This is a genomic window from Streptomyces sp. NPDC020958 (genome assembly GCF_055562175.1).
This window is the reverse complement of the sequence record NZ_JBVHFU010000011.1, coordinates 142,134-168,739: the sequence shown is the minus strand read 5'-3', so window position 1 is coordinate 168,739 and position 26,606 is coordinate 142,134. Positions and strand designations below refer to the sequence as shown.

The 26,606-nt window shown below is 72.1% G+C and carries 26 protein-coding genes and 1 pseudogene; 9 read left to right on the top strand and 18 right to left on the bottom strand.

Going from position 1 to position 26,606, the window contains the following annotated elements; genetic code table 11:
* Nucleotides 1-74: 74 nt before the first annotated feature.
* The 11 genes from ACZ3KP_RS28235 to ACZ3KP_RS28185 all read right to left on the bottom strand — a co-directional run bounded on the left by ACZ3KP_RS28235 (nt 75) and on the right by ACZ3KP_RS28185 (nt 10,821).
* Nucleotides 75-1,085 (bottom strand): asparaginase, encoded by a 1,011-nt coding sequence (locus ACZ3KP_RS28235; RefSeq protein WP_467502667.1) that lies wholly within the window; start codon nt 1,083-1,085, stop codon nt 75-77.
* 43 nt (nt 1,086-1,128) lie between these two features.
* A complete protein-coding gene (locus ACZ3KP_RS28230; protein ID WP_467502666.1) occupies nt 1,129-2,568 on the bottom strand; it encodes an amino acid permease in 1,440 nt (479 codons plus the stop codon).
* Nucleotides 2,565-3,245 (bottom strand): FadR/GntR family transcriptional regulator, encoded by a 681-nt coding sequence (locus tag ACZ3KP_RS28225; RefSeq protein ID WP_358973849.1) that lies wholly within the window; start codon nt 3,243-3,245, stop codon nt 2,565-2,567. The genes ACZ3KP_RS28230 and ACZ3KP_RS28225 overlap by 4 nt, the downstream gene beginning before the upstream one ends.
* Before the next feature lie 196 nt (nt 3,246-3,441).
* On the bottom strand, nt 3,442-4,278 hold the full coding sequence (locus tag ACZ3KP_RS28220; protein WP_467502664.1) for an undecaprenyl-diphosphate phosphatase: 837 nt from the start codon (nt 4,276-4,278) through the stop codon (nt 3,442-3,444).
* A 72-nt stretch (nt 4,279-4,350) separates the two neighbouring features.
* Nucleotides 4,351-4,725: a fluoride efflux transporter CrcB gene (crcB, locus tag ACZ3KP_RS28215; RefSeq protein ID WP_132887532.1), complete on the bottom strand. Its 375-nt coding sequence runs from the start codon at nt 4,723-4,725 to the stop codon at nt 4,351-4,353.
* On the bottom strand, nt 4,722-5,102 hold the full coding sequence (locus tag ACZ3KP_RS28210; protein WP_360564809.1) for a DUF190 domain-containing protein: 381 nt from the start codon (nt 5,100-5,102) through the stop codon (nt 4,722-4,724). Before ACZ3KP_RS28210 ends, crcB (ACZ3KP_RS28215) begins: the two co-directional genes overlap by 4 nt.
* Entirely contained in the window at nt 5,099-5,560 is a 462-nt protein-coding gene (gene crcB, locus ACZ3KP_RS28205; protein ID WP_467502661.1) for a fluoride efflux transporter CrcB, read from the bottom strand. The genes ACZ3KP_RS28210 and crcB (ACZ3KP_RS28205) overlap by 4 nt, the downstream gene beginning before the upstream one ends.
* A 70-nt stretch (nt 5,561-5,630) precedes the next feature.
* On the bottom strand, nt 5,631-6,584 hold the full coding sequence (locus ACZ3KP_RS28200) for an SMP-30/gluconolactonase/LRE family protein (protein ID WP_467502660.1): 954 nt from the start codon (nt 6,582-6,584) through the stop codon (nt 5,631-5,633).
* 56 nt (nt 6,585-6,640) lie between these two features.
* Nucleotides 6,641-6,928, bottom strand: coding sequence for an ArsR family transcriptional regulator (locus ACZ3KP_RS28195; protein WP_467502659.1), 288 nt, complete (start codon nt 6,926-6,928; stop codon nt 6,641-6,643).
* Nucleotides 6,929-7,093: 165 nt separating this feature from the next.
* Entirely contained in the window at nt 7,094-8,653 is a 1,560-nt protein-coding gene (locus ACZ3KP_RS28190; protein ID WP_467502828.1) for a glycosyl hydrolase 53 family protein, read from the bottom strand.
* 146 nt (nt 8,654-8,799) lie between these two features.
* Nucleotides 8,800-10,821 carry a beta-galactosidase gene (locus ACZ3KP_RS28185; protein ID WP_467502658.1) on the bottom strand — a complete coding sequence of 674 codons (2,022 nt, stop codon included), beginning with the start codon at nt 10,819-10,821 and terminating at the stop codon, nt 8,800-8,802.
* A 238-nt stretch (nt 10,822-11,059) separates the two neighbouring features.
* On the opposite strand from ACZ3KP_RS28185, the gene ACZ3KP_RS28180 reads away from it, so the two are divergent.
* The 6 genes from ACZ3KP_RS28180 (at nt 11,060) to ACZ3KP_RS28155 (ending at nt 16,274) form a co-directional block, all read left to right on the top strand.
* Nucleotides 11,060-12,376, top strand: coding sequence for an ABC transporter substrate-binding protein (locus ACZ3KP_RS28180; RefSeq protein ID WP_467502657.1), 1,317 nt, complete (start codon nt 11,060-11,062; stop codon nt 12,374-12,376).
* Nucleotides 12,373-13,299: a carbohydrate ABC transporter permease gene (locus tag ACZ3KP_RS28175; protein WP_467502656.1), complete on the top strand. Its 927-nt coding sequence runs from the start codon at nt 12,373-12,375 to the stop codon at nt 13,297-13,299. The genes ACZ3KP_RS28180 and ACZ3KP_RS28175 overlap by 4 nt, the downstream gene beginning before the upstream one ends.
* Entirely contained in the window at nt 13,296-14,201 is a 906-nt protein-coding gene (locus ACZ3KP_RS28170) for a carbohydrate ABC transporter permease (RefSeq protein ID WP_467502655.1), read from the top strand. The genes ACZ3KP_RS28175 and ACZ3KP_RS28170 overlap by 4 nt, the downstream gene beginning before the upstream one ends.
* Nucleotides 14,198-15,232 carry a LacI family DNA-binding transcriptional regulator gene (locus ACZ3KP_RS28165; RefSeq protein ID WP_358973707.1) on the top strand — a complete coding sequence of 345 codons (1,035 nt, stop codon included), beginning with the start codon at nt 14,198-14,200 and terminating at the stop codon, nt 15,230-15,232. Before ACZ3KP_RS28170 ends, ACZ3KP_RS28165 begins: the two co-directional genes overlap by 4 nt.
* Before the next feature lie 219 nt (nt 15,233-15,451).
* Complete coding sequence (locus tag ACZ3KP_RS28160) at nt 15,452-15,802, top strand: VOC family protein (protein ID WP_467502653.1); 351 nt, start codon at nt 15,452-15,454, stop codon at nt 15,800-15,802.
* Between the two features lie 70 nt (nt 15,803-15,872).
* Nucleotides 15,873-16,274, top strand: coding sequence for a MarR family winged helix-turn-helix transcriptional regulator (locus ACZ3KP_RS28155; RefSeq protein WP_467502651.1), 402 nt, complete (start codon nt 15,873-15,875; stop codon nt 16,272-16,274).
* 24 nt (nt 16,275-16,298) lie between these two features.
* Here ACZ3KP_RS28155 and pqqB read toward each other — a convergent pair whose 3' ends face one another.
* The 3 genes from pqqB to ACZ3KP_RS28140 form a co-directional block, all read right to left on the bottom strand.
* A complete protein-coding gene (gene pqqB, locus ACZ3KP_RS28150; RefSeq protein WP_467502650.1) occupies nt 16,299-17,189 on the bottom strand; it encodes a pyrroloquinoline quinone biosynthesis protein PqqB in 891 nt (296 codons plus the stop codon).
* A gap of 62 nt (nt 17,190-17,251) precedes the next feature.
* Nucleotides 17,252-18,364 carry a hypothetical protein gene (locus ACZ3KP_RS28145; RefSeq protein ID WP_358973695.1) on the bottom strand — a complete coding sequence of 371 codons (1,113 nt, stop codon included), beginning with the start codon at nt 18,362-18,364 and terminating at the stop codon, nt 17,252-17,254.
* A gap of 54 nt (nt 18,365-18,418) precedes the next feature.
* Nucleotides 18,419-18,820 (bottom strand): SseB family protein, encoded by a 402-nt coding sequence (locus ACZ3KP_RS28140; protein ID WP_358973692.1) that lies wholly within the window; start codon nt 18,818-18,820, stop codon nt 18,419-18,421.
* Between the two features lie 359 nt (nt 18,821-19,179).
* Between ACZ3KP_RS28140 and ACZ3KP_RS28135 the strand changes: the two genes are divergently transcribed.
* Entirely contained in the window at nt 19,180-20,595 is a 1,416-nt protein-coding gene (locus ACZ3KP_RS28135) for a family 2B encapsulin nanocompartment shell protein (RefSeq protein ID WP_467502648.1), read from the top strand.
* A gap of 51 nt (nt 20,596-20,646) precedes the next feature.
* A pseudogene (locus ACZ3KP_RS28130) lies at nt 20,647-20,910 on the top strand (SCO5389 family protein); the annotation flags it as partial.
* A 59-nt stretch (nt 20,911-20,969) separates the two neighbouring features.
* On the opposite strand, the gene ACZ3KP_RS28125 reads toward ACZ3KP_RS28130, so the two are convergent.
* Entirely contained in the window at nt 20,970-21,947 is a 978-nt protein-coding gene (locus ACZ3KP_RS28125; RefSeq protein ID WP_467502646.1) for a threo-3-hydroxy-L-aspartate ammonia-lyase, read from the bottom strand.
* Between the two features lie 90 nt (nt 21,948-22,037).
* On the opposite strand from ACZ3KP_RS28125, the gene ACZ3KP_RS28120 reads away from it, so the two are divergent.
* On the top strand, nt 22,038-22,721 hold the full coding sequence (locus ACZ3KP_RS28120; RefSeq protein ID WP_467502645.1) for a helix-turn-helix transcriptional regulator: 684 nt from the start codon (nt 22,038-22,040) through the stop codon (nt 22,719-22,721).
* Nucleotides 22,722-22,733: 12 nt separating this feature from the next.
* On the opposite strand, the gene ACZ3KP_RS28115 is transcribed toward ACZ3KP_RS28120, so the two are convergent.
* The 3 genes from ACZ3KP_RS28115 to ACZ3KP_RS28105 are packed head-to-tail and all read right to left on the bottom strand — an operon-like array spanning nt 22,734 to nt 26,595.
* Nucleotides 22,734-24,011 (bottom strand): vWA domain-containing protein, encoded by a 1,278-nt coding sequence (locus ACZ3KP_RS28115; protein WP_467502643.1) that lies wholly within the window; start codon nt 24,009-24,011, stop codon nt 22,734-22,736.
* On the bottom strand, nt 24,008-25,225 hold the full coding sequence (locus tag ACZ3KP_RS28110; protein WP_467502641.1) for an AAA family ATPase: 1,218 nt from the start codon (nt 25,223-25,225) through the stop codon (nt 24,008-24,010). Before ACZ3KP_RS28110 ends, ACZ3KP_RS28115 begins: the two co-directional genes overlap by 4 nt.
* 59 nt (nt 25,226-25,284) lie before the next feature.
* Nucleotides 25,285-26,595, bottom strand: coding sequence for a hypothetical protein (locus tag ACZ3KP_RS28105; protein ID WP_467502639.1), 1,311 nt, complete (start codon nt 26,593-26,595; stop codon nt 25,285-25,287).
* Nucleotides 26,596-26,606: the final 11 nt, after the last annotated feature.

Sequence of the window (26,606 nt, the reverse complement as noted above, 5' to 3'; positions counted from 1 at the left end):
TGCGGCTACCGCCGCGCGGGCGCGACCAGCCACACCCGGCCCGCAGCCGCCCGACAACAAATCGACTCGCCCCACTAGGCGCAAGCCGCAACCGGCTCCAGCGAACGCACGGGCCGCACACACCCGACCGGCCGCCCGCCGCCGAGGAGCGCCTCCCCGGCGAACTCGGTGAGCAACTCCGGCGAAACCCCGGCCCGCGCCAACGCCGCCGCGGCGACCGGCACCCGCGCCCGATCGGCCCCGTCGGCTATCTTCACGGCCACCGCCCGCCCGTCCGCCAGCGCGGCGACCTGCACGCCCTCGAAGCCGTCCTTGGCGAGCAGCCCCGGCACGGCCGCCATCAGCGCGGCCACGTCACGCCCCGCGCCGGACGCCATCTCGGCGTGCTCCCGCATCGCGTCGGCGACCTTCGCCTCGGGCGTGCCCGGCGCGGCGGCGGCGATCCGCGACACTGCGCGGGCCAGCCCGTGCAGGGAGATGGAGAACAGCGGCGCCCCGCAACCGTCCACGGTCGTCGCCGCCACCCGCTGCCCGGTCAGGTCCTCGACGATCTCGGCGATCGCCTGCTGGAGCGGGTGCGCCGGGTCCAGGTAGTCGTCCAGCGACCAGCCGTTCAGCTTCGCGGTCCACAGCATCGCCGCGTGCTTGCCGGAGCAGTTCTGCGCGAGCCGCGAGGGCTGCCGGCCCTCGCGGATCCAGGTGTCCCGGACGGCGGCGCCGTACGGCATGTCGGGAACGTTGCGCAGGTCGGCCTCCGTCAGCCCGGCGAGGTCGAGGATCCGCCGGGTCCCGGCGAGGTGCCGCTCCTCGCCGGAGTGGCTCGCGGCGGCCAGCGAGAGCAGGTCGCCGTCGAGAGGCAGCCCGGCCCGCAGCATCGCCACGGCCTGGACCGGCTTGAGGGCCGAGCGCGGGTAGAACGCGGCCTCGATGTCGCCGAGCTGGAACTGGACCCGGCCGTCGGCGTCCAGGACGACGACGGAACCGTAGTGGATGCCCTCGACGACCCCGCCGCGGATGAGGTGGGCGACGGGGGCGTGGAGGGGTTCACGGACGATGGGTGCGGCCGCGGGGGAACTGCTGTACATCACTGCCTGGTCTCGGGTGAGGTGGTACGGACCGGTGCGCGGTTCACGCGTCGGATCCGGCGGACGAGCGCGCGAGGCGGCCGCGGATGGCGTACCAGCCGGCGACCAGCGCGGCGACGATCAGCGGCAGGCACAGCACGGTGGTGCGTCCGGCGCCGCCGTCGGCGTACATGAGGACCAGGACGGAGGCGAGGAACGCCAGCGTCACGATCTCGGTCCAGGGGGAGCCCGGCAGTCGGTAGCCGGGGCGGGTGAGTTCGCCGTTCTGGGTCTTCCGCCAGAAGAGCAGGTGACAGAGCATGATCATGCCCCAGGTGGCGAGGATGCCGATCGCCGCGAAGTTGAGGACGATCTCGAAGGCGTCGGCGGGGACCACGAAGTTGAGGCCCACGCCGAGGACACAGATACCGCTGGTGAGCAGGATGCCGCCGTACGGGACCTGGCTGCGGCTCATCTTCGCGGTGAACTTCGGGGCGGAGCCGTTGACGGCCATGGAGCGCAGGATGCGGCCGGTGGAGTAGAGGCCGGAGTTGAGCGAGGACATGGCCGCGGTGAGGACGACGAGGTTCATCACGCCGCCGGCCGCCGGGACGCCGATGTGGGAGAGCACGGTGACGAAGGGGCTCTGGCCCGCCGTGTACTTGTTCCAGGGCAGCAGCATCGACAGCAGCACCACCGAGCCGACGTAGAACAGGCCGACCCGCCACATGATCGAGTTGATCGCCTTCGGCATGATCTGCTCGGGGTTCTCGGTCTCGCCGGCGGCGACGCCGACCAGTTCCACCGAGGCGTAGGCGAAGACGACACCCTGGATGATCAGCAGCATCGGGAGCAGGCCGTTGGGGAAGACGCCGCCGTTGTCGGTGATCAGGGACGGGCCGGGGGTCGCGCCGTCCACGGGGTGCTGGGTGACCAGCAGGAAGATGCCGATGACCATGAAGACGACCAGGGCGCTGACCTTGACGATCGCGAACCAGAACTCCAGTTCGCCGAAGATCTTCACCGAGATCAGGTTCACGGTGAGGACCACGGCCAGGGCTATCAGGGCGATCACCCACTGCGGGATGTCGGAGAACATGCCCCAGTAGTGGGTGTAGGTGGCGACCGCCGTGATGTCGGCGATACCGGTGGTGGCCCAGTTCAGGAAGTACATCCAGCCGGCCGTGTAGGCGCCCTTCTCGCCCAGGAACTCCCGGGCGTACGACACGAAGGCGCCGGAGGACGGGCGGTACAGGACGAGTTCGCCGAGGGCGCGGACGACGAGGAAGGCGAAGACCCCGCAGACCGCGTACGCGACGAAGAGGGAGGGGCCCGCGTCGGCGAGGCGGCCGCCGGCGCCGAGGAAGAGGCCGGTGCCGATGGCGCCGCCGATGGCGATCATGTTGACGTGCCGGTGCTTCAGCGACTTGCTGTAGCCGTGGTCTCCGGCGTCGATGTGACGGGACGAGGGGCGCGTCTCGTCTTTGAGGTGCTGTTCGCTCACGCCTCGGTTCCGCCTTCCTTGTGCTGGACCGTGCGCGCGGGGCGCACGATGTGGGTGAGGGTGGTCTCGACGCGGTCCAGGTGGTGGCTCATGGCGTCCACGGCGTCGGATTCGGAACCGTCCATCAGCGCTTCGACGATGGCCCGGTGCTCCCGGTTGGACTGCTCGCGGCGGAATCCGCCCAGTTCGTTGAGGAAGGCCGACTGACGCGCCAGTGCGTCCCGGATCTCCTCGATGACCCGGCGGAACACCGGGTTCTGGGCGGCCTCGGCCACGGCCAGGTGGAAGAGGGTGTCCATCGCGACCCACGCGGTGGTGTCCGTCTCCCGTTCCATGCGGTCGAGCAGATGGGTCAGGTGGTCCAGGTTCTCCGGGGTGCGGCGCAGCGCCGCGTACCCGGCGACCGGGATCTCGATGTGCCGGCGCACCTCCAGCAGGTCGCTGGCCGCGTAGTCGCCGAAGGTGGGGTCCTCGACGGCGTTCGCGACGACGAAGGTGCCCTTGCCGGTCTTGGAGACGGTCAGGCCCATCGTCTGCAGGGCCCGCAGGGCCTCGCGCAGGACGGGCCTGCTGATCTCCAGGGTTCGGCAGAGCTCCGCCTCCGAGGGGAGCTTGTCGCCGATGGCGTACTCGCCGCGCTCGATGGCGCCGCGCAGATGCGCCAGCACCGCCTCCATGGCGCTGATCCGCCGAGGAGGCTGCTGTCCGGCTGTCCGGCTGTCTGACAGGTTCACGGGTGAGATGTTCCGGGTTGCGGGACGAGGCTGTCAAGGTGTCGCGAAAGGAAACATTCACGGGGCGCGACACCTGAATGCGCAGGCGTCACACCCCGTGGCGGAGCGGTGACCGGGCGGTCGCGGGGCGCCCGGCCGGTCAGGCGTTGACGGTCCCGGTGGCGAGCAGGCCGAAGACCACCAGGCCGATGACGATCCGGTAGATCACGAACGCGTTGAAGGAGTGCTTGGCGACGAACTTCAGCAGCCAGGCGATGGAGCCGTAGGCGACCACGAAGGAGACGATCGTGCCGACGGCCAGCGGTGCGGCGCCGACGCCCGCGCCGAGGGCGTCCTTGAGCTCGTAGATGCCGGCGCCGGTCAGGGCCGGGATGCCGAGGAAGAAGGAGAGCCGGGTGGCGGCGACGCGGTCCAGGTCCAGGACGAGCGCGGTGGACATGGTGGCGCCGGAGCGGGAGAAGCCGGGGAAGAGCAGGGCGAGGATCTGCGAGCAGCCGACCAGCATCGCGTCCTTGAAGGAGGTGTCGTCCTCACCGCGCTTGTGGCGGCCCATCTGGTCCGCGCACCACATCACAGCGGACCCGACGATGAGCGAGCCGCCGACCACCCAGAGGGACCCGAGCGCACCGTCGATCAGCGGCTTGGCGGCCAGGCCGACCAGGACGATCGGGATGGTCGCGTAGATGACCCACCAGGCGAACTTGTAGTCGTGGTGGTAGCGCTCCTCCTTGTTGGTCAGACCGCGGAACCAGGCGGAGACGATCCGCTTGATGTCCTTGAAGAAGTAGACCAGTACGGCGGCGATGGCACCCACCTGGATGACGGCGGAGAACCCGACGACGGACTTGTCGTCGACGGGGATGTTCATGAGCCCCTCGGTGATCTTGAGGTGACCGGTGGAGGACACCGGGAGGAACTCCGTCACCCCCTCGACGACACCGAGGACGACGGCTTGACCGACGGAGATGGCGCTCATGGGATCCAGTTCTGCAGAGTTTGGTCGACAGTGCTGTAGACAGTCCTACAGCGCGCGGGTGTGAAGCAAGTTCTACGCCCACAGGGCCTGGGCGATCGCCGCCCCGGCGAAGGCCGCCCCGAGCCCGGCGACGAGACTCGCGACGACGTTGGCCGCAGCGTAGAGCCCCGCGCCGGTCTCGGTCAGCCGCAGTGTCTCGTAAGAGAACGTCGAGTACGTGGTGAGCGCCCCGCACAGGCCGGTGCCCAGCAGGAGCTGGAGGTGCGGGCTCGCGGCGCCCGCCGCGGCCGCGCCGGTCAGGAGGCCCAGGATCAGGCAGCCGGCGACGTTCACGACGAACGTACCCCAGGGGAAGACGGAGTCGTGCCGGGTCTGGACGGCGCGGTCGGTGAGGTAGCGCAGCGGGGCACCGGCGGCGGCACCGAGGACGACCAGCAGCCAATTCACAACGAGTTCTTACCTTCCACGTCCGGTTCGCCCGGGTTGTCCGTCCGGCCGACATACCTGATGACCTCGCAGTCGTCCAAGGTCACCAGGCCTTCGGTCACCAGTTCGTCGAGCTGCGGCAGGAACGCCCGGATCCGCTCCTCGGTGTCCACGACCACCACCGCCACCGGCAGGTCCTCGCTGAGCGACAGCAGCCGGGAGGTGTGGATGCGGGAGGAGGCACCGAAGCCCTCGACCCCCCGGAAGACGCTGGCGCCCGCGAGGCCGGCCGTGTGGGCGCGGTGCACGATCTCGCTGTAGAGGGGCCTGTGGTGCCAGGTGTCGTCCTCGCCGACGTAGACGGTCAGGCGCAGGGCACGGCCGGTCAGTCTCGTCATCGCTGCCTCCGGGTGAGGACACGGCGGGTCACGGTGGCCGCGCACCACACCGCCGCGAGGGCCGCACACAAGGTCGCGGCGAGATAGGCGAGGCCGGTGGCGGGCCTGCCGTGGTCGACCAGTTTCTGGATGTCGACGGCGTAGGTGGAGAAGGTGGTGAAGCCGCCGAGGACACCGGTGCCGAAGAAGGGCCGGACCAGGCGGTGCGCGGGCAGTGACTCGGTGATCAGGACCAGGAAGGCCCCGATCACCGCGCAGCCGATGACGTTCGTCCAGAAGGTCGCCCAGGGGAACCCGCCCGCCGCGGTGGGCAGGGCCAGGGCGAGGGCGTAACGGGCCACCGCGCCGATCGCGCCGCCCGCCGCGACCATCGCGACGACCGGGGCCTGGGTACGCCATTCGGACCGACGCCGGGGCGTCGGCTGGACATGGAGGCTCTCGGCCTCCGGGGCTGTCATGGGTCGTACATCTCCTGTTCGGGCACCGCCCCGACGGGTGCAACAGGTTACCGCCGGGCGTACCCGCAGGTCACTTCGCGGTGGGCGCCGTGCAGACGGCGACACCGGGCTCCCAGACGCTGCCGAGGACCAGGAGCCGGCCGGTCACGCAGACACTGGTGGCCATCCGGAAGCCGGAGCGCTGCCGGGCGAGGTGGTGGACGACGCGGCCGTCGTCGTCGAGGGCCATGACGGCGACGGTGCCGACCGGGCGGTAGGGGGCGTGCACGGCGGCACGGGCGGCCGTCCGCCGCACGGCGGACGGGGTGCGGTGCAGCAGATCGAGCGGGGGGTTGCGCGGCCCGGCGAGGGCCACCCAGGTGAGATCACCGTCCCGCCACATGTTGTCGGGCATGCCCGGCAGTTCGGCGAAGAACTCGGCGCGGCCGGCGCGCGGGCCGGTGAGCCAGTACCGGGTCAGCCGGTACGCGCCGGTCTCGGCGACGATCAGAAAGGTGCCGTCGCCGCTCACCGCCAGCCCGTTGGCGAACTGCAACCCCTCGCAGACCACTTCGGGGCCCCGGGCGCCGGGGGCGAGGCGCAGCAGACGGCCGGTGCCGCTGTGCTCGACGATGTCGCCGACCCACTGGTGCAGGGGGAAGCGACGACTGGCGACCGTGAAGTACGCGGTGCCGTCGGGCAGGGCGACCACGTTGCTCGCGAACCGCAGCGGCTCCCCCTCGACCGCGTCGGCGAGGACGCGCACCGCACCGTCGGCGAGTGCGACGCGCAGCAGGCCGCGCTCCGCGTCGCACACCAGCAGGTCGCCGTCCGGGAGGAGTTCGAGTCCCAGCGGGCGGCCGCCGGTCTCCGCCAGCACCCGCACCCGGACGGTGTCCGGGTCGCCGAGGCCGTCCAGGCGCAGGATGCGGCCGTCCTCGACGCCGGTCAGGACCCGCCCGTCCGGATCCGTGACCACGTCCTCCGGGCCTCGGCCGCCGACGGCGACGTAGTGGAGGGGGACGAGGCGCGTGGGTCGGTCCATGGGCCCCATGGTGGCAGCCGGGGGCGCTGCCCGGCGACCCGCGAACCGGCCCCGTTTCACCAGCCTTTTTCGAACAGCCGGGCCACCTCGGCGATCCGGATGTCGTCACGCCGGTAGTAGACCCGGTGCCGGATGCGCTTGGTGCGCAGCAGGCCGAGGCGGGTCAGCAGGTCCAGGTGGGCGCCGGCGACCCGGCGGGAGACTCCGAGCTTCGCGGCGACGGCCCGGACACTGACGCCGTCCTCGGCGAGGTCCGCGTGGCGCTGGGGCGGGAAGTGGGCCGCCGGATCATTGAGCCAGTCCAGAATGTCCAGGCGGCTTGTGCTCTTGGCGTTCCTCAGCATCCCCACCGGCCTCCGTCCCTGCCTCCTCGTAGTTCGTGATGCCCACCTTCGCGCAGCCGAAGCCACCACGTCCGGGGCTCGTTGCGCGATGTCCGAGAAGGGACGTCCGGACAGGGCGGAGGGGCCCGGCCGTCCCCTTACGGCCGGGCCCCCGTCAGTGGTGGTTCAGCGGTGGCCGAACCACGCCATGGAGGACAGCGCCCTGTCGTCGTAGCCGAACAGGGCCTGGTTCTCCCAGCCGTTGCCCGAGGTGGCGTCGGTCGGGTCCCAGCCGTTGCCGGTGACGGCGGTCCAGGTCGCCTCCCAGTAGAAGACGCCGAGCCCACGGCCGTTCGGGACGGCCTCCACGATGTTCGCGACGGCGTTCATCCAGGCCAGCTGACCGGCCGCGCTGGCCGGGTAGCCGGTGACCAGTTCGCTGCTGGTGTCTATCTGGTTCTCCAGCGAGTCGTCCTGGGCGAGGGTGAACGGGTAGGCGGTCTCGGCAATGAACACCGGCTTGGCGTAGCGGGAGGCCACGTCGTCCAGGGTGGCCTGGGCGGCGGCGAGCGAGCCGTGCCAGTAGCCGTAGTACGACAGCCCGATCACGTCGTAGTTGATGCCGTAGGTCTTGGCGCTGTCGAACCACCAGCGGACCGTGGCGTCGTCGCCCGCGTTGGCCAGGTGCAGGGCGACCCGGGTGGACGAGGAGACCGCCTTGGCGGCGCTGTAACCGGAGTTGATCAGGCCGGCGAGCTGCGACCAGTTGTCGGTGGAGCCCTCGGACCAGAGCATGCCGCCGTTGATCTCGTTGCCGATCTGGACCATGTCGGCGGTGGTGCCCTGGGCCTTCAGCGCGTTGAGGACGTCGTACGTGTGGTTGTACACGTCGGTCTTCAGCTGGCTGTAGGAGTGCCCGGACCAGGCGGCGGGCTTGGTCTGCTTGCCCGGGTCGGCCCAGCTGTCCGAGTAGTGGAAGTCGACCAGCAGCTTCATGCCGGCCGCCTTGACGCGCCTGGCCATGGCCAGCACGTGCGCCTTGTCGTTGTAGCCGTCGGCCGGGTTGACCCAGACCTTCAGGCGGGCGTAGTTCATGCCGGCGTTCTTGAGGATGGTGACCGCGTCCCCGGTGGTGCCGGAACTGGTCTTGTAGACCCCGCCCTTGGCCTCGCTCTTGGCCAGTGACGAGATGTCGGCGCCCTTGACGGCCAGGCCCGTCGAGCCCGCGGCGAACGTCACGTCGTCGACGTTGATCCAGTTGCCCGCGTTGGCGTCGGAGTAGAAGCTGATCGTGCACTGGTTGTTGGTGACCGCGATCGAGGTGACGATCCGGACCCAGCTTCCGGTGGAGACCGGCAGGTCGGTCCGCTGCTCCGCACTGCCGCAGTTCTTCAGGGACATGTAGGCGGCGTTCTGCCCGCCGCTGGAGCGGACCCAGGCGGTGAGCGTGTAGTTCCCGTTGGTCAGTCCCGACAGGTACTGGTACGTCTCCACCTTGTAGGCGGAGGCCGAGTACTGGCTCAGGCGGTAACTGCCGCTGTGGCCGCCGGACTCGGTGTACGAGGCGCCCGTGTCGCCGTACTCCGACCAGCCGGTGGGCGTGGCCACGCCCGCACCGTCGGATTCGAAGCCGCCGTTGGTGAGGGTGGCCGCCGCCTGGGCGGTTCCCGCGGGAAGGGCGGTGAGGGCGAGCCCGGCCAGGAGCGGCAGCAGCAGGGCTCTGATGGTGCGTCTGGGATGGAACATCATCGTCCGTCGTCCCTTCGACGTGACTGGGGAGGGGGTGTCCTCCGGCGGACCGGAGGAGGGCCCCTCCGCCCGCGGCTCTCGTGGCACACGCGGACGGAGGGGAGTCTCGGCGGACCGGCGCGGCGGCCCGGTCCGCGGCCGGGTCAGCCGTCGAGCCGTACGACCCGGACGGCGCCCGCGGGGACCGCGAGCCGGCCCGCGGCGCGTTCGCCCGTGAGCAGTTCGGTGCCGTGCGCCTCCAGCGGCACCTTGGCGTCGGTGGCGGTGTGGTTGATCGCGAACACGAAGGTGCCGGACTCGCCGCTGCGACGGACCACCTCGACGTCGCGGGGCAGTTCGGCCCGGGGATCGATCCGGGCGTCCTCGGCGGCCCGGCCGAGCAGCGCGTCCAGGCCGTGTGCGTCCAGACGGGTCGACACGTACCAGGCGACACCCTCCCCCAGCTGGTGCCGGGTGACCGCCGGCCGGCCGGCGGTGAGACCGTCGGCGTAGGTCCAGACGGTCTCGGCACCGCGCGGCACGACGAACTCGGTCCACACGTCGCCGGTCAGCTCGGAGCCCTCGGGGCCGGCCAGCCGTACCCGCTGGTCCTTCAGCAGCGGTGAGAACTCCTCCACGGTGAGGCCCAGGGTCTCGCGCAGCGCGCCCGGGTAGGCGCCTTCGTGGACGGCGTCGTGCTCGTCGACGATCCCGGAGAAGTAGGAGACGACGAGGGTGCCGCCGTTCTCGACGTACTCCCTGAGGTTGTTCCCGGCCGCCTCCGTCATGAGGTACAGGGCCGGTACGACGACAAGGGGATAGGCCGACATGTCGCTTTCCGGGTGGGCGAAGTCGACGGTGAGGTGACGGTCGTAGAGGGCCTCGTAGAAGGCGTCGGCGCGCTCGCGCGGGTCGTGGTCCTCACTGGGGCGCCACTGGAGGTTCTGCGCCCACCAGGACTGCCAGTCCCACAGGACCGCCACGTCGGCCCGGGTGCGGGTGCCCTTGATCGGGGTCAGGGAGTCGAGGGACGCGCCCAGTTCGACCACCTCACGCCAGACCCGGGTCTCGGTGCCGCCGTGCGGGAGCATCGCGGAGTGGAACTTCTCGGCGCCGCGCCGGGACTGCCGCCACTGGAAGAACATCGCGCCGTCCGAGCCGCGGGCCACGTGGGCGAGGGAGTTGCGGGCCATCTGGCCGGGCGCCTTGGCCGGATTGCGGGGCTGCCAGTTGACGCCCGACGTGGAGTGCTCCAGGAGCAGCCAGGGGGCGCCGGCGGCGACGGACCGGGTGAGGTCGGCGGCCATGGCGAGGTTGACGTGGGTACGGCGGCCGTCGGTGATCAGGTAGTGGTCGTTGGTGACCAGGTCGACCTCGCGGCCCCAGGCCCAGTAGTCCATCGAGTCGCACTGGCTGAGGGCGGTCATGAAGTTGGTGGTCACCGGGACGCCGGGCGAGAGGCGGTGCAGGATGTCCCGCTCCATCCGGAAGTTCTCGCGGATGGTGGCGTCGGCGAACCGCTTGTAGTCGAGGGCCTGGCCCGGGTTGCCGACGGTCGGGGTGGCGCGCGGGGGGTTGATCTGCCCGAGGTCCGTGTAGTGCTGACCCCAGAAGGCCGTGCCCCAGGCCGCGTTGACCGCGTCGACCGTGCCGTAGGTGTCCGCGAGCCAGCGGCGGAAGTGCGCGGCGCAGGAGTCGCAGTAGCAGGCCGAGACGGGGACGCCGTACTCGTTGTGGACGTGCCAGAGCGCGAGGGCCGGGTGGTCGCCGTAGCGCTCGGCGAGCTTCGTGGTGATGGCGGCGGCGGCCGTGCGGTAGTCGGCGTTGGAGTGGCAGACGGCGCCCCGGGAGCCGAACTCGTGGCGCATGCCCTCGGCGGTGACCGGCAGGGCCTCGGGGTGCGCGCGGTAGAACCAGGCGGGCGGCACCACGGTGGGCGTGCCGAGGTCGACGCGGATGCCGTTCTCGTGCAGCAGGCCGAGGACCCGGTCGAGCCACCCGAAGTCGTACTCCCCCGGCGCCGGCTCGAGCAGGGCCCAGGAGAAGATCCCGACGCTCACCATCGTGACCCCGGCCTCGCGCATCAGCCGGACGTCCTCCTGCCAGACGTTTTCCGGCCACTGCTCGGGGTTGTAGTCCCCACCGAAGGCGAGCCTCGTGAGGCCCCTGGGGCTGGTGTCCGGCATGGATCTCTCCCGTTTATTCGATCACTTGGGAACGTGCACACACATCGGCGGCGGCGTGAGCCCAACATAACCGCACAGCAACAACCATTGACAAGTGTCCGGGATGTTTCTCTACTGTGAACGCTCACAGAGCAGGGCACGGACTCGCGTGGGGCGAGGATCCGGGTCCGAGAACGCTCACAGCATCTGCATGGCAGGTTCCCGCGACGGGCGGGGACCCAGGTCAGGGGAGAGATCCATGCCGCACACGAAGCGCCGTCGCCTCGTGACAACCGCCGTCGCCGTCTCGCTCGGCGCCACCGCCCTCGCCGCCTGTGGCTCGTCCGACGACAGCAAGGCCGACTCGGGACCGGTCTCGCTGACGTACTGGGCCTGGGCGCCCGGTATGGACAAGGTCGTCGACCTCTGGAACAAGGGCGAGGGCAAGAAGGACCAGATCACCGTCACGGTGAAGAAGCAGGCGTCCGGGGACACCCTGGTCACCAAGATCCTCACCGCGCACAAGGCGAAGAACGGCCCCGACCTGGTGCAGGCCGAGTACCAGGCACTGCCGACGCTGGTCAGCAACAACGCGGTCGCCGACATATCCAAGTCGGTCGGGGACGCCAGGTCGAAGTTCGCCGACGGCGTCTGGCAGCAGGTCACGCTGGGCACGGACGCGGTGTACGCGGTGCCGCAGGACATCGGCCCGATGATGTTCTACTACCGCGCGGACCTCTTCAAGAAGTACGGCCTCAAGGTCCCCACCACCTGGGACGAGTTCGCCCGGACCGCCCGCGCCCTGAAGAAGAAGGCGCCGGACGTCGACCTCACCACCTTCTCCGCCAACGACTCCGGTCTCTTCGCGGGCCTCGCCCAGCAGGCCGGCGCCAAGTGGTGGACCACCTCCGGTGACAAGTGGAAGGTCGCCATCAACGACGCGGCCACCCAGAAGGTCGCGAAGTTCTGGGGCGGCCTGGTCAAGGAGGGCGCGATCGACAACCAGCCGATGTACACCCCGGCCTGGAACAAGGCGCTGGACACCGGCAAGCAGATCGCCTGGGTCTCCGCGGTGTGGGCGCCGGGCACGCTGACCACGGCCGCGCCGGACACCAAGGGGAAGTGGGCGATGGCCCCGCTCCCCCAGTGGTCCGCGGACCAGGACGTCACCGGCAGCTGGGGCGGCTCCTCCACCGCCGTCACCACCGACTCCAAGCACCAGGAGGCCGCCGCCAAGTTCGCCGCCTGGCTGAACACGAACGGCGACGCGCTCAACGCGCTGGCCAAGGAGAGCGGCATCTACCCGGCGTCCAGCTCGGCCCAGCTCAGCGGCGCCTTCTCGAACCCGCCGGAGTACTTCTCGAACCAGGCCGACTTCTACACCGAGGCCGCCAAGATCGCGGGGACCACGGCCCCCTCCGCCTGGGGCCCGAACGTGAACGTCGCCTACACGACCTTCAACGACGCGTTCGGCGCCGCCGCCAAGAACAAGTCGGACTTCGTGACCGCCCTGAACACCGTGCAGGACGCCACGGTCGCCGACATGAAGAAGCAGGGCTTCGAGGTCTCTCAGTGACCAGCGCCACCAGCCGGAGGTCGTACGGGGCCAAGGGGGCCCCGTACGCCTTCCTGATCCCCGCAACGGTCCTGTTCGCCCTCTTCTTCGCGCTGCCCATCGGGTACGCGGTCTGGCTCAGTTTCCGCAAGGTGCACGTCTCCGGCCTCGGCCTGGGCGCGGGCGCCCGCAGCGAGGTCTGGGCCGGCCTGGAGAACTACCGCGACGCGCTCACCGACAGCGAGTTCTACGCGGGCGCCCTGCGCGTCCTCGGCTACGGCTGCATCGTCGTCCCGGTGATGCTGGGCCTCGCCCTCCTGTTCGCCCTGATGCTCGACTCCGAGCGGGTCCGTCTCGCCTCCTTCACCCGGCTCGCGATCTTCCTGCCGTATGCCATCCCCGGTGTGGTGGCCGCGCTGCTGTGGGGCTTCCTCTACCTGCCGGACGTCAGCCCCTTCTCCTACGTCCTCGACAAGCTGCACCTGCCACAGCCCGACCTGCTGGACGGCGGCCCGCTGTTCCTGGCCCTGTCCAACATCGCGGTCTGGGGCGGCACCGGCTTCAACATGATCGTCATCTACACCTCGCTCAGGTCCATTCCGGCCGAGGTGTACGAGGCGGCGAAGCTGGACGGGGCCACGCCGCGACAGATCGCCCTGCGGATCAAGATCCCGATGGTGGCGCCCTCCCTGGTGCTGACCTTCTTCTTCTCGATCATCGCCACGCTGCAGGTGTTCAACGAGCCGATGACCCTCAAACCCCTGACCAACTCGGTCAGCACGACCTGGAGCCCGCTGATGAAGGTGTACGTCGACGCCTTCGGCAAGGGGGACATCTACTCGGCGGCGGCCGAGGCGACCCTGATCGCCCTCGCCACGCTGGCCTTGTCCTTCGCATTCCTGCGGGCCGCGAACCGCCGCAACAGGCAGGAGGCAGCACAGTGAGTTCTCTTGCCGTCCGCAAGGCCGCACCGGCGGCCGGCACGACGCCCGGCACCGCCCAGGGCCCGCCGCTGCGCCGCCGTGTCGCCCTGATCCCGACGGCCCTCCTGGTGCTGGGCGCGGTGTACACGCTGCTGCCGGTCGCCTGGGTGGTGATCGCGTCCACCAAGTCGGGCAGCGAGCTGTTCTCCACGTTCACCTTCCTGCCCGGCAGCGGCTTCGCCCAGAACCTCAAGGACCTCAACGGCTACCGGGACGGCATCTACTGGCAGTGGATGGCCAACTCCGCCCTGTACGCCGGGCTCGGTGCCGTGGTCTCGACGTGCGTGTCGGCGGTCAGCGGCTACGCCCTCGCCGTCTACCGGTTCCGGGGCCGCGAGACGCTCTTCAACGTGCTGCTCGCGGGCGTCCTGATGCCCCCGGTCATCCTCGCCATCCCGCAGTACCTGCTGCTCGCCAAGGCGAACCTCACGGACTCCTACCTGTCCGTGCTGCTCCCCCAGATCCTCGCCCCGTACGGGGTCTACCTCTCACGGATCTACGCTGCCGCGGCCGTCCCCGCCGACGTGGTGGAGGCCGGACGGATGGACGGCGCGGGCGAGTGGCGGATCTTCACCCGGATCGCACTGCCGATGATGATCCCGGGCATGGTGACGGTGTTCCTGTTCCAGTTCGTGGCCATCTGGAACAACTTCCTGCTGCCGTACATCATGCTGAGCAACGACGAGCGGTTCCCGCTCACGCTCGGGCTGTACACGCTCCTGATGCAGGGCGCGAACACTCCGGCCCTGTACACCCTGGTGATCACCGGCGCGTTCCTGGCCGTGCTGCCGCTGATCGCGCTCTTCCTCGTCATTCAGCGGTTCTGGAGCCTTGACCTGCTGTCCGGGGCCGTAAAGTCATGACCATGAGCAGTAGTGCGGGGGGCCGCCGCAGACCGCCGACGATCCACGACGTGGCCCGTGAGGCCGGTGTCTCACGGGGCACGGTCTCGCGGGTGCTCAACGGCGGGCACTACGTCAGTCCCGCCGCGCAGGAGGCGGTCAACGACGCCATCCGCAGGACGGGTTACGTCGTGAACCGGCACGCCCGTTCACTGATCACCGGGCGTTCGGACTCGGTGGGCTTCCTGCTGACCGAACCCCAGGAGCGGTTCTTCGAGGACCCCAACTTCAATGTGCTGCTGAGCGGTTGCACGAAGGCCCTGGCCGGGCACGACATCCCGTTGCTGCTGATGCTGGCGGGCACGAAGGACGAACGGCGGCGGATCACTCGCTACATCACGGCCGGGCACGTCGACGGGGTGCTGCTGGTCTCCAGCCACTCCGGCGATCCGGTCGCGGAGGAACTGCGCCAGGCGGGGGTGCCGCTGGTCGCCTGCGGCAAGCCGATCGGGCTCGGTTCGAAGGTCGGCTACGTGGCCGCCGACGACCGGGACGGCGCCCGGGACATGGTCCGGCACCTGCTGGCCGTGGGCCGCCGCAGGATCGGCATGATCACCGGCCCGCTGGACACCCCCGGCGGTGTCGAGCGGCTCGCCGGGTACCAGGAGGTCCTCACCGAGGCGGGTGTCGGGATCGACGAGGCGCTCGTCGTGTCCGGGGACTACAGCCGGGCCAGCGGTGCGGCCGGGGCCGAGCGGCTGCTCGCCCAGGCACCGGACCTGGACGCGGTGTTCGTGGCCTCCGACCTCATGGCGCAGGGCGTGCTGACGGTGCTGGAGCGGGCCGGGAAGCGGGTGCCGGACGACATCGCTGTCGGCGGCTTCGACGACTCTCCGGTGGCGACCGAGGTGAGCCCGGCGCTCACCACGATCCGGCAGCCCTGGGACCGGATCAGCGCCGAGATGGTGCGGGTGCTGCTCGCGCAGATCGGCGGGGAGGATCCGGCGGCGGTGATCCTGCCGACGGAGCTGGTGGTGCGCGACTCCGCGTGAGCCGGGTCGGTCGGGCGCCGCAGGGGGGTGCCGGGAAAGGCCGTCGGGCGTCTGCCGCGCCGTCGTGGCCGCGCAGTTCCTCGCGCCCCTGACGGGGCGCGTCGCCTGGGGCCGGCAACCGGTCAGGATCGGAGAAGCCGCCGTGGGCGTCCCCCGCTTAGCGTGGGATCACCGACCGAGAAAGCGTCGGGACTCGCAGTGCGACAAGGAGAAGGTCCCATGACCGCAGGCATCCAGACGATCGTCTACCCCGTGAAGGACGCGGAGCGCGCCAAGGCCGTGTTCGGTGCGCTGCTGGGCGTCGAGCCGTACGCCGACACGCCGTACTACATCGGGTACAAGGCCGCCGGGCAGGACGTCGGCCTCGACCCGAACGGGCACACCCAGGGGCTCACCGGGCCCACGCCGTTCTGGCACGTCACCGACCTGCGGGAGCGGCTCGCGGCGCTGCTGGCGGCGGGGGCCGAGCTGGTGCAGGACGCTCGGGACGTCGGCAACGGGCGGCTGATCGCCTCGGTGAAGGACGCCGACGGCAACATGGTGGGGCTGCTCCAGGACCCGGTCGCCTGATCGCCGGACCGCATGCGCCTGCACTAGTTGCACGCTCAATGATTGGCTGGATCAGTGCTACCGTGCGGGTATGGCAGTCAAGACGGCGGAGGCCCGGCTCGAAGACCGGTGGCGGGACATCCTGTCGGTGCACGCGCGCACGATGTGCGAGATCGACCGGGTGCTGCATCCGCACGGGCTGGGCGCGAGCGACTTCGAGGTGCTCGACCTGCTGGTCACCGAGACGCCCGCCGAGGGTGACCACTGCCGGGTGCAGAACCTGGTCGGACGGGTGCATCTGAGCCAGAGCGCGCTGTCCCGGCTGATCGGACGGCTGGAGAAGGACGGCCTGGTGGAGCGGTCGGTCTGTGTCGAGGACCGGCGGGGCGTGTGGGTCGCGCTCACCGCCAAGGGCCGCGCCCTGCACGCGGAGGTACGGCCGTTGCAGCGGGCGGTGCTGGAGCGGATGCTGGAGCACCCCGCGGAGCAGTAGTGCTCCGTAGGGCGCTGTCGCTCCTCAGAGGGCGAGCTCGATTCCGTCCGGGAGGACTTCGACGCCTTCCGCGGCCACCTGGGCGCGGGCCCCGGAGGCCGGGTCGAGCAGCGGGTTCGCGTTGTCGAGGTGGGTGTAGATCCGGCGGGCGCGCGGGTGGCGGGCCAGGCCGGCGAGGCTGCCGTGCCGGCCGGAGACGGGCAGATGGTCCCTGGCCGCCTGCCGGGGACCGGAGCGGGCCTTGGCGCCCGCCTCTCCCGCCGTGAAGAAGGTGCCGTCCAGCAGGACGCAGTCCGCCTCCGCGCACAGCTCGTCGAGGGTGTCGCTCCAGGCACCGATGTGGGGCGCGTAGAGCAGCACTCCCCCGGTGGCCAGGTCCTCGATCCGGTACGCCGTGACCCAGCGTCCGTCGCCCTCGGCGAGCCCGGGCGGCACGTACGTCGGGGCCCCGGCGCCCATCGGGTGGGCGGTGACCACCAGCCCGCCGGCCAGCACGAACCCGCCGTCGGCCAGGCTGTCGGCCCACTCCCAGGGGGTGTGGCGGTCGAGGGCGGCACGGGCGGGAGCCAGCACCGTGCGTACCGGCGGGGCCGCGTACACCTTCAGGTCCGACGCGCCGCGCAGCACGCCCAGCCCGGTGACGTGCTCGGCCTCCGCGTCGGTGAGCAGCACTCCGCGCACCGGGGTGTCCCGGGCACCGGGTCCCGGCCACAGCGCGGTGGTGGCGGTGAGCTGGGCGCGGATGTCCGGGGAGGCGTTGAGCAACCACCAGTCCCGGCCGTTGCCGGTCAGGGCGACACACTCCTGGGTGCGGAAGGGCAGCTTGCCGTCCCGGGCGGCGGCGCACAGCGCGCAGGCGCAGTTCCACCGCGGGAACCCGCCGTCGGCTGCGGTGCCCAGCAGGACGACCCTCACGACGATCCGCCCCTCTCGCTCTCCCCGGCCCCTGGTGGGATCTTCCCTCGGGACGGGCCTCGCTACCCGTGGGCGGGGGGAACTTCCGGCCGACCTTCACCGGGCCGCCGGTCCACCGGGCGGCGCGGCGGGATCGGCTCCGAGGGGAAGTCGCGCGGGCCGGTCCACAGGGCGGGTACGGCGTCGCAGCGGCGGCACAGCTCGTAGGCGACGGACTCGTAGTTGACCCGCCAGCCGTGGAAGTGCGGCCAGGCCTCCGCGGTGGAGCGCTCGGCCCGGAAACCGGTCCTCTCCAGCATGGCCACGGCCGCCTCGAACTCCGCGTAGGTCAGGTGGATGGGAGCGTCCGGGGCCGGGTCGGCCTCGAAGGTCGCCCGCACCGAGGCGGCGATGTCGCGCAGCGAGGTGAAGCCGGCGCGCAGCACCAGACGGGCCGCCGGCGGCGCGCTGCCGGGAGCGAGGGCGAGCTGCATGGCCGCCGCGTCCATGACGGCGATCAGGCCGACCAGCCAGCTGCGGTAGGGGCGGGGCGAGCGGAACGCCAGCAGGACCGGATAGGTGGCGTGGCTCTCCCCCATGTCCGCGGCCAGCCGCTCCCAGGCCCGGTACAGCTCGGGCAGCGCGGTCTCGGTGTCGACCAGCCACTGCCGGGCGAGGATCTCCGGGCCCCAGGCGGGCTCGCCGGCCCGGGACTGGAGCAGGGTGACCTCCAGTTCGCGGCGGTTGTAGGCCGCGTACAGCGTGGGGAGGTAGGCGATCTGCAGGGCGATGACGACGGGGCCGGTGGCGGCGGCGACGAAGTCCAGCGCGGACAGCCGCAGCCGGGCGCCGCTGGCGAACCCGAGGGTGAACAGGCTGGAGCCCGCCTCCCGGAAGGCGGTGCTCCAGGACAGCGGGGAGAACGCGTACAGCAGCATCCCGAAGCCGAGGAACGCCCCGCCCAGCCAGGCGGCGAGCATGCCGACCAGCATCAGGGGGGCGAGCCAGGTCTGGGCGCGGTCGATGGCGCGGTAGCCGCCCCGGTGGGCGAGGAGGCAGAGCACCCGGCGCAGGGTCGACCACAGCCGGTACACCAGCACGGAGTACAGGCCTCTGGGGACCACGAGCGTGCGCAGGATGCTGCGCAGGACCAGGATGAGTACCAGGCCCCCGGCCACCCCGGAGATCCATTCCATGGCGCCATTCTGGCCCGCATGGCGGCCTCCCGGTGACCGGGGCCCTGCGTCGTGTCAGCCCGCCGACGGGGCGAGCAGGGTCCGGACTCCCTCCGAGGTGAGGGTCAGCGCGTGCGCGGAGCTGCCGTCGATCGCGAGCGAGAGGTTGTCCTCCGGCCACTGGGAGGCGAGCGCGCCCAGCGGCACCACGCGGTAGCGGGAGACGGTCGGCAGCAGACCGGTCAGTTCTCCTTCCGAGGTGAACACGGGGACGACGGGGTCGCCGTCGGGACGTTCCAGGACCGGCAGCGCGATCACCGCGGGGTCGGCCGCCTCACCGGCGTCGTCCGGCACCGGGACGAGCACGTCGCTGTGGGCGAGCGTGTCCAGGGCGGTGCGGTCCTCGGCGTTCGCGGCCAGCGTGTCGAGCGCCCGCTGGGCCGGCGTCGGGAAGTCGTCGTGTGCGGGTGTCTCCATAGCAGATCCCCAGATAGGTGGTGGTACCGGCCGTCACCGGCAGGTCGCCGGGCGGCCACGGCTCGCGTACCCGAACGGCGCCGGGGCATGCGCCCGTGGTCCCGTGCGCCGAGACCGGTCGCGCTGCCACGCACGCGACGCGTCCTGACCTGCGGCCCCTGGGCCGTGCGTGGCGGAAACCACCGTCCGGGGTGACAGGGGCGGGCCCGGGGGTGGTGCGGAGGCAGTTCCCGGGGGCACGTGCCTCGCGCTCCCTCACCCGGCATTACTCACCGCCGGTGACCAGGGGTAGGGCTAGCCGCGGAAGGTGACGCTCCGCATGCGAGCCGTCACTGCTGCGACAGGAGGGAAGGAACGTCATGTCGGTCGAGACCGGTACGGCGCCCGGGGCGGGCGCCGACGGGCGGGAGCAGCAGAGCCTCGGTACCGCGGCGGCACGGAACCTCACGACGACGACCAAGTCCGCACCGCAGATGCAGGAGATCAGCTCGCGGTGGCTGACCCGGATGCTGCCGTGGGTGGAGGTGCCCGGCGGGACGTACCGCGTCAACCGCAGGCTGTCCTACCGGGTCGGGGACGGCCGGGTGACCTTCGTCCAGACCGGCTCCCGGGTTGCCGTGATCCCCGACGAGCTGGCGGAACTGCCGCTGCTGCGCGGCTTCGAGGACGGCACCGCGCTCCAGGCCCTGGCGGCGCGGTTCGAGCAGCGGGACTACGCGCCGGGACAGGTGATCGTGAGTGCGGGACGGCCCGCCGACCACGTCTACCTGATCGCGCACGGCAAGGTGGAACGGATCACCGAGGGCCCCTACGGCGAGGAGGCGGTCGTCGGACTGCTGACGGACGGCGACCACTTCGGCGGCCGGGTGCTCGCCGGTCCGGACGGCGCCTGGGAGTTCACGGCCCGTGCCGCGACCTCGACCACCGTGCTGAAACTGCCGTACCGGGCGTACGCGGAGGTGACGGACCAGCACGCCGGCCTGCGGGCGCACGTGGAGCTGGCGAGACTCGACGGGCACCGGGACACCAACGCCTTCGGCGAGGCCGCGGTCGCACTCAGCGCGGGCCATGCCGGCGAGCCGGACATCCCGCACACCTTCGTCGACTACGAGCCGGCGCCGCGCGAGTACGAACTGAGCGTCGCCCAGACGGTGCTGCGCGTCCACTCCCGGGTGGCCGACCTCTACAACCAGCCGATGAACCAGACGGAGCAGCAGCTCAGGCTCACCGTGCAGGTGTTGCGGGAGCGCCAGGAGCACGAGCTGGTCAACAACCGGGACTTCGGCCTGCTCCACAACGCCGACCACGGGCACCGGATCTCCACCCATGCGGGCCCGCCGACCCCGGACGACCTCGACGAGCTGCTCGGCATGCGGCGCGAGACGACCCACCTGTTCGCACACCCCAAGGCGATCGCCGCGTTCGGCCGCGAGTGCAACAAGCGAGGCCTGTACTTCGGCAGCGTCGAGGTGGGCGGCCACCACCTTCCGGCCTGGCGCGGTGTGCCGCTGCTTCCCTGCGGCAAGATCCCGGTCTCGGAGTCCCACACCTCCTCCATCATCGCGATGCGCGTCGGCGAACAGAACCAGGGCGTGGTCGGCCTCTTCCAGACCGGCCTCCCCGACGAGGTGGAACCGGGCCTCAACGTCCGCTTCATGGGCATCAACCAACAGGCCGTCGCCTCCTACCTGGTCAGCACCTACTACTCGGCCGCCGTCCTCGTCCCCGACGCCCTCGGCGTCCTGGAGAACGTGGAGGTGTCTCGCCGGGGCTGAGGACCAGCCTTACCCCCCCACGCCGGCGCCCCCCGGCCGGAGCAGTCCGCCGAACTACGCGACAGCACCGTCGAGTTCGCCGACAACCAGACCCCGCCGCCGTCCGAGAGGGAGCGCGGGCAGCTGCTGCGGGCGCTGTCCTCCGACGCGATCCGGGGCAGTCTGGAACGGCACTTCGGGGTCGCCCTCGCCTTCCAGAACTGCCACCGGGTCGCGGTGTTCCCGCCCCAGGCGCGCGGCGGCCGGACGCACCAGCGCTTCACCTCGACGCGCGCGCAGGTCCTCAACCAGTCGCCGGAGTTCCGCGACTGCTGACCCGGTGCCGGGCAGCCGGTCCAGGAGCCGTGGCGACACGTGTTCCTGGCCTGGGCCGGCTACTCGGGCCGGGCGGCGAAGAGTTCGGCGAACCGCTCCACGCCCACGTTGCCGCCGGAGAGGATGACGCCGATCCGGCGCGGCAGCGGCGCCACCCGGTGGGCCAGCAGCGCGGCGAGACCGCTGGCGCCGCTCGGCTCCACGACGGTCTTCAGCCGCTCGAAGGCGAACCGCATCGCGTCCCGGATCTGGTCGTCGCTCACCAGCGAGATGCCGTCCACCAGACGCCGGTTGACGGAGAAGGTCAGCTCGCCGGGGATGTCCGCGGCCTGGCCGTCGGCGATGGTCCTGGGCACCGGGACGGAGACCCGCCGACCCGCCTCCAGAGACCGCTTGGTGTCGTCCCCGGCCTCCGGCTCGACCCCGACGATCCGGATCGCGGGCAGCAGCCCCTTGGCCGCGGTGGCACTGCCGGCGATCAGCCCGCCGCCCCCGACCGGTACCACCAGGGCGTCCAACTCGCCTACCTCCTCGATAAGTTCGAGGGCGGCCGTGCCCTGCCCCGCGATCACGTGCGGGTGCTCGTACGGCGGGACCAGGGCGAGCCCGCGGTCGGCGGCCAGGGCCTCGCCGATCGCGACCCGGTCGCCGGTGTAGCGGTCGTAGGTCACGATCTCCGCGCCGTATCCGGCCGTCGCCGCCAGCTTCGCGCGCGGGGTGTCCTCGGGCATCACGATGACGGCGGTGGTGCCGAGCTCGCGTGCGGCGAGGGCGACGGCCTGGGCGTGGTTGCCGGAGGAGTAGGCGGCGACCCCCTTGGCCAGCTGTGCGGCGGACAGCCGGGACACCGCGTTGTAGGCACCCCGGAACTTGAACGCGCCGATGCGCTGGAGGTTCTCGCACTTCAGGAAGACCTCGGCGCCGACCAGCCCGTCCAGGGTGCGCGAGCGCAGCACGGGGGTGCGGTGCGCGACCCCCTCGATCCGCGCGGCCGCGTCGCGGACGTCCCGGAGGGTCACGGGCGGGGTGTCGGGCATGTTCGTCCTCCGTTCGACGCCAGTCGTCGTCTAGAATTATTGTCTATCATTTGGACGTAAAGTCCAGACCCGACCGGAGCGGGGGCACCGATGCCACACGGATCGGCACGAGGGGCGGCCGGCGAGGCCGGGGCGCGAGCCGAGCAGGACGCGATCATCGCCGCGCTGGCCCCGGTCGTCGACGGGATCGCGGCGACCTTCGGTTCCTTCTGCGAGGCCGTCGTCCACGACTTCCGCCGCCCGGAGCGGTCCGTCGTCGCCATCGCCGGGTCGGTCACCGGCCGGGGGGTCGGCGGGTCGATGAGCGAGATCGGCATGAAGCTGCTGGCCGCCGGGGACGAGGCGGGCGACGAGCTGAACTACCTGACCCGCACCCGGGACGGAAAGCTGGTCAAGTCCTCCACGATGGTGCTGCGCGACTCGGCCGGCACCGTGTTCGGGGCGCTGTGCGTCAACCTCGACGTCACGGTCGTCCACCAGATGCACGCCCTGGTCGGCGGCCTCGCCGGGGTCGACCCCGAGCCCGGGACGGCACCGACCACCACGTTCGGCGACGACATCGCCGCCGTACTGGACTCCGTCGTCGACGCCCGCCAGCTCCGCCGGAACAAGCCGTGGCACCAGCTCAGCCGGGCGGAACGGATCGAGCTGTTCCAGGACCTGGACCGGCAGGGCGTCTTCGCCGTGCGCGGCGCGGTGCGGCAGGTCGCGACGCGGCTCGGCATCTCCCGGGCCTCCGCCTACAACTACCTGGCCGCGGCCCGCGCCGGCTGAGCTGCCGTCCGGTCACCCGATCTCGACGACGCGTGCCCAGCCGGGCGGCTCGTCCGGTACGTAGCCGTCCTCGCTCCAGGTGCCGCCGTGCCGCCTCGGGAACAGGCCCACCACCGTCCGGCACGGCGGCTGCGCCTCGGGCCAGGGCGTCTGCCCGTCGGTCAGAACCACCACGACGTCCGGCGCCGGGCGGGCCCGCAGCGCTCTGGCGAAGCCGGCGCGCAGGTCCGTACCGCCGCCGCCCACCAGGGGGATGCCCTCCGCGCGGCACAGCGGGTGCGCGGTCCGGGCGGCCGCGTCGCAGGACACCACGGACACCAGGTCGCGGCGGCCGCCGACGGCCCGGGAGATGGCGGCCACCTCCAGCAGGGCACCGCCCAGTTCGGCGTCGCTGACCGACGCGGAGGTGTCGATGACGACGCAGACCCGCGGCGGCCGACGGCGCAGGGCGGGCAGCACCACCCCGGGCAGGGCGGCCGAGCGGCGCGCCGGGCGTCCGAAGCTGTAGTCGTCGCCGGCCCCCGCGGCCGAGACCGCCGAGCGGACCGCCGCTCCCAGCAACTCCCGCCAGGGCTGCGGTGGATGGAAGGCCTCCTCCGCCCAGCGCCGCCAGCCGTCGGGGGTGCTGCCGGGGCGGCCGGTGATGGCCTGCGCGACCCGGAACCGGACCCCGTCGCGCTCCTGCTCGCTGAGACCGTGCGCGCCGTCGGGCCCCAGGTCCCACTCCCGCTCGCGGCCGTCGGCGCCGCTGCCGCAGTCCAGCCAGGTCAGGTCCTGGGTCAGCGGTCCCAGCCGGAACTGCCGCAGGTACTCCTCCATCAGCAGGCCCTCGTCCAGCCTCAACGTCTGCGGCCGGACCGCACCCCGGGGGCGGGCCAGGCCGTCGCCGTAGGCGTCGTCGTTGATCTCCAGGTCCGCCGCGATGTTCATCCGCAGCCGCTCACCCGGCCCGGTCAGCCCGCGCTCCCGCGCGACCCGGTCACTGCGGGTGTGGTGGTCGCGCAGCAGGTGGGACACCTCGTGCACCCACACCCCGGCCAGGTCCTCCACCGGCATCCGGGCCACGAACGCGGGCGAGACGTAGCAGCGCCAGTGCCGGTCGACGGCCATGGTCGGCACCTGCCGGGAGACCACGACGTGCAGGGCGAACAGGGCGGTGGCGAGGTAGGGACGAGCACGTGCGGCCTGCAGCCGGGCCGCGTACAGCTTGTCCAGGTCCAGGTCCAGGTCCAGGTCCAGGGCCGGGGCCGGGGCCGGGGCCGGGGTGTCGGCTGTCGTGGGTGTGGTCATCGGGTCGCCTGGGCCGCGACGCGGGCGGCGGCCCGGTCGGCGCGCCGGGAGACGGCCACCGCTCCGGCGAGCCGCTCGACGGCCGCCGGTACGTCCCAGTCGTCCCGGCGCAGCGAGGCGAGGGTGGTGGCCGGGACCACCACCAGGTCGGGGGCGCCGGTGTCCAGGGCCCGCACCAGCAACGCCCAGGCGGCGTCCCAGCGGGCCCGGTCCGGTCGCTCGCGGACCGCGGCCACCACCCCGTCCAGCACGGCCTGGCGCAGGTCACCGCGTTCGGGCAGGTCGGCGGCGGCCGGGTCGGCGAGCAGGAGCTCGGGGTCGGGGAGCTCCAACCGGTCCACGCTCGCCAGCAGTTCGAGCCCAGGACCGTCCCCGACCGTCCCCCTGACCAGCAGGGAGAGCACGTCCCGTGAGGAACCGGCGGCGTACGCGAAGGCGACCAGACGCAGCGTCATGTCCCAGCTGCGGGGCGACGGCCAGGCGCCGCCGCGCCGCACCTCGCCGCTGGGCAGGCGGTGCACGAGCGTGGGGCGGGTGGCGAGCAGCCCGCACACCGCGCGGCGCGCGAAGTCCACGGCGGCGGGCAGCCGGCCGGGGTCGAGCCGGGGCGGGGTCGCCCGCGGCCAGGTGCCGCCGAGGCCGCGTACGACGACCTCGTGGTCGTGGGCCCACTGGAGGTGCACGAACCGGTTGGCCAGCGGCGGGCTGAGCTCCCAGCCGTCGGCTGCCGAGGACCGGGGGTTGGCGGCGGCCACGATCCGTACGCCGGGCGGGAGCCGCAGGGCGCCGACGCGACGCTCCAGGACCAGCCGCAGGAGGGCGGCCTGCACGGCGGGCGGCGCGGTGGACAGTTCGTCGAGGAACAGCAGGCCCCGGCCCGCCGCCACCAGTCGTACGGCCCAGTCCGGCGGAGCCATGGGGACGCCCTGGACGGCGGGATCGTCCCCTACGACGGGCAGCCCGGAGAAGTCGGACGGCTCGTGCACGCTGGCGATCACCGTGGTCAGGGGCAGGTCGAGGGCCGCGGCCAGCTGGTGGAGGGCGGCCGTCTTGCCGATGCCGGGTTCGCCCCACAGCAGGACGGGCAGATCGGCGGCGACGGCCAGGGTGAGCGCCTCCAGCTGGGTGTCCGGGCGGGGTTCGGTGGTGAAGGCGCCGAGCAGGTTCAACAGGTCGTCGGCGGTGGCGAGTTGGTCGGAGACGTGAGTGGGCATGTCTGCATCACCTCGGGGTGTGGGAGGGCAACGGGCAGGGTTCGGCGCCGGACGGCGTGTCAGCGCCAGGCGGCGGGGCGGGGGCCGAGGCGCGGATCGTGCGGGGACCGGTGGCGCCGGGTGCGGACCGGCGCGGGGCGGGATCCGGCGAGACCCGCCCGGTAGAGGCCGTACGCGATCCGGCGGCGCGCCGCCGACTCCAGGGCCTCCTTCAACGGGCCGTCGCGCAGGGCGGCTTCGGGTCCCAGCAGCCCTTCGACGACGGCGAGCGCACCGGCGACGTCCCCGTGGTCGAGGCGGTCACGGACACTGGTGAGGCAGTCGGGGCGGCGGTGCGCCTCGTCGATGGCCCGCAGACAGGGCAGCGGCGGTCCGCCGAGCGCCACCAGCAGTTCCTCGCGCCGCAGTTCGTCCGGGGAGTGGTCCAGCGCGGACAGCACCCCGTCGACCATCCCGATCCGGTGCCGGACGCCCCGGCACTCCACGGGACGCGGCTGCCCGGCCGGTTCCCGGTCCGGGGTCCGGACGGCCGGCACCTGACCGGGTGCGAGTGCGGTGGCGACCAGCGGATGCAGCCGTCCGGCGTCGATCAGCCCGGCGCGCAGCAGCTCCAGGTCCGGGAGCAGCCGGGTGGCCGCGTCCGGCAGCACGGCGACCGCGGCGCTGCCGGTGCCGAGACCGGTGGTCGCCGTCCCGTCGGGCGCGAGGTGCAGTGCGAGCCACCGCCGGCCGCCCGGGCGCACGGCCACGGTGCCGCTGTCCAGCCCCTCGGCACGCAGCACGATCCTCGCCTCGTCCGGCCAGCGGTGCACGGCGCACGGCGTGAGCCGGTCGGCGCCCGCGCGGGTGCGCAGTTCGCCGGCGACGTCGGCGTCCCACAGGTGGCGATGCAGATCGAACCGGTACCGACGGCTGGGACGCGGATGGGGGTGCCCGCGGGCCGCGGGCTCGCCGGACCTGCCGTCCCAGACCGCGAGGCTGACGCGTTGTCCGGCGTCGGCCCAGGCGGGCGGTGTCCGCACCACCAGGTGCAGGGGCCTTCGTCCGGTGTCGTAGCGGGCGAGCGGCATGGTCAGCCCAGGGCGCAGCAGGCCGTCGGGGGCGATCCTCGGCAGGTGCCAGCGCAGCAGGTCGGGGGCGAGCCGGCGCAGGTCGGCGCGGATCCGGTCCCGGACGTCCCGGCCCCGGTCGCGGGCCAGGGCACGGAGGTCGAGGTCGAGGTCGAAACCGGCGGCGGCGCAGGCCCCGGCCCAGTCGCCGGTCTCCCGGCGGGCGGTCGCGGTCTCGATCATGGCGGGCGGCACGGCGAACTCGCGCACGCGCCGCCAGAGGGTGAGGCGGGTGTTCCCGTCCGAGAGGTGAGTGGCCATCAGCACTCACC

What these genes read in the sequence shown, in the direction of transcription:
- ACZ3KP_RS28115 (WP_467502643.1), bottom strand. Translation starts at nt 24,011, where the DNA reads ATGACCACACCCACGACAGCCGACACCCCGGCCCCGGCCCCGGCCCCG.
- ACZ3KP_RS28110 (WP_467502641.1), bottom strand. Translation starts at nt 25,225, where the DNA reads ATGCCCACTCACGTCTCCGACCAACTCGCCACCGCCGACGACCTGTTG.
- ACZ3KP_RS28145 (WP_358973695.1), bottom strand. Translation starts at nt 18,364, where the DNA reads ATGGAATGGATCTCCGGGGTGGCCGGGGGCCTGGTACTCATCCTGGTC.
- ACZ3KP_RS28235 (WP_467502667.1), bottom strand. Translation starts at nt 1,085, where the DNA reads ATGTACAGCAGTTCCCCCGCGGCCGCACCCATCGTCCGTGAACCCCTC.
- ACZ3KP_RS28140 (WP_358973692.1), bottom strand. Translation starts at nt 18,820, where the DNA reads ATGGAGACACCCGCACACGACGACTTCCCGACGCCGGCCCAGCGGGCG.
- ACZ3KP_RS28105 (WP_467502639.1), bottom strand. Translation starts at nt 26,595, where the DNA reads ATGGCCACTCACCTCTCGGACGGGAACACCCGCCTCACCCTCTGGCGG.
- ACZ3KP_RS28155 (WP_467502651.1), top strand. Translation starts at nt 15,873, where the DNA reads ATGGCAGTCAAGACGGCGGAGGCCCGGCTCGAAGACCGGTGGCGGGAC.
- ACZ3KP_RS28200 (WP_467502660.1), bottom strand. Translation starts at nt 6,584, where the DNA reads ATGGACCGACCCACGCGCCTCGTCCCCCTCCACTACGTCGCCGTCGGC.
- ACZ3KP_RS28165 (WP_358973707.1), top strand. Translation starts at nt 14,198, where the DNA reads ATGACCATGAGCAGTAGTGCGGGGGGCCGCCGCAGACCGCCGACGATC.
- crcB (WP_467502661.1), bottom strand. Translation starts at nt 5,560, where the DNA reads ATGACAGCCCCGGAGGCCGAGAGCCTCCATGTCCAGCCGACGCCCCGG.
- ACZ3KP_RS28195 (WP_467502659.1), bottom strand. Translation starts at nt 6,928, where the DNA reads ATGCTGAGGAACGCCAAGAGCACAAGCCGCCTGGACATTCTGGACTGG.
- ACZ3KP_RS28120 (WP_467502645.1), top strand. Translation starts at nt 22,038, where the DNA reads ATGCCACACGGATCGGCACGAGGGGCGGCCGGCGAGGCCGGGGCGCGA.
- ACZ3KP_RS28125 (WP_467502646.1), bottom strand. Translation starts at nt 21,947, where the DNA reads ATGCCCGACACCCCGCCCGTGACCCTCCGGGACGTCCGCGACGCGGCC.
- ACZ3KP_RS28135 (WP_467502648.1), top strand. Translation starts at nt 19,180, where the DNA reads ATGTCGGTCGAGACCGGTACGGCGCCCGGGGCGGGCGCCGACGGGCGG.
- ACZ3KP_RS28160 (WP_467502653.1), top strand. Translation starts at nt 15,452, where the DNA reads ATGACCGCAGGCATCCAGACGATCGTCTACCCCGTGAAGGACGCGGAG.
- ACZ3KP_RS28185 (WP_467502658.1), bottom strand. Translation starts at nt 10,821, where the DNA reads ATGCCGGACACCAGCCCCAGGGGCCTCACGAGGCTCGCCTTCGGTGGG.
- ACZ3KP_RS28190 (WP_467502828.1), bottom strand. Translation starts at nt 8,653, where the DNA reads ATGTTCCATCCCAGACGCACCATCAGAGCCCTGCTGCTGCCGCTCCTG.
- ACZ3KP_RS28225 (WP_358973849.1), bottom strand. Translation starts at nt 3,245, where the DNA reads ATGGAGGCGGTGCTGGCGCATCTGCGCGGCGCCATCGAGCGCGGCGAG.
- ACZ3KP_RS28210 (WP_360564809.1), bottom strand. Translation starts at nt 5,102, where the DNA reads ATGACGAGACTGACCGGCCGTGCCCTGCGCCTGACCGTCTACGTCGGC.
- ACZ3KP_RS28180 (WP_467502657.1), top strand. Translation starts at nt 11,060, where the DNA reads ATGCCGCACACGAAGCGCCGTCGCCTCGTGACAACCGCCGTCGCCGTC.
- ACZ3KP_RS28220 (WP_467502664.1), bottom strand. Translation starts at nt 4,278, where the DNA reads ATGAGCGCCATCTCCGTCGGTCAAGCCGTCGTCCTCGGTGTCGTCGAG.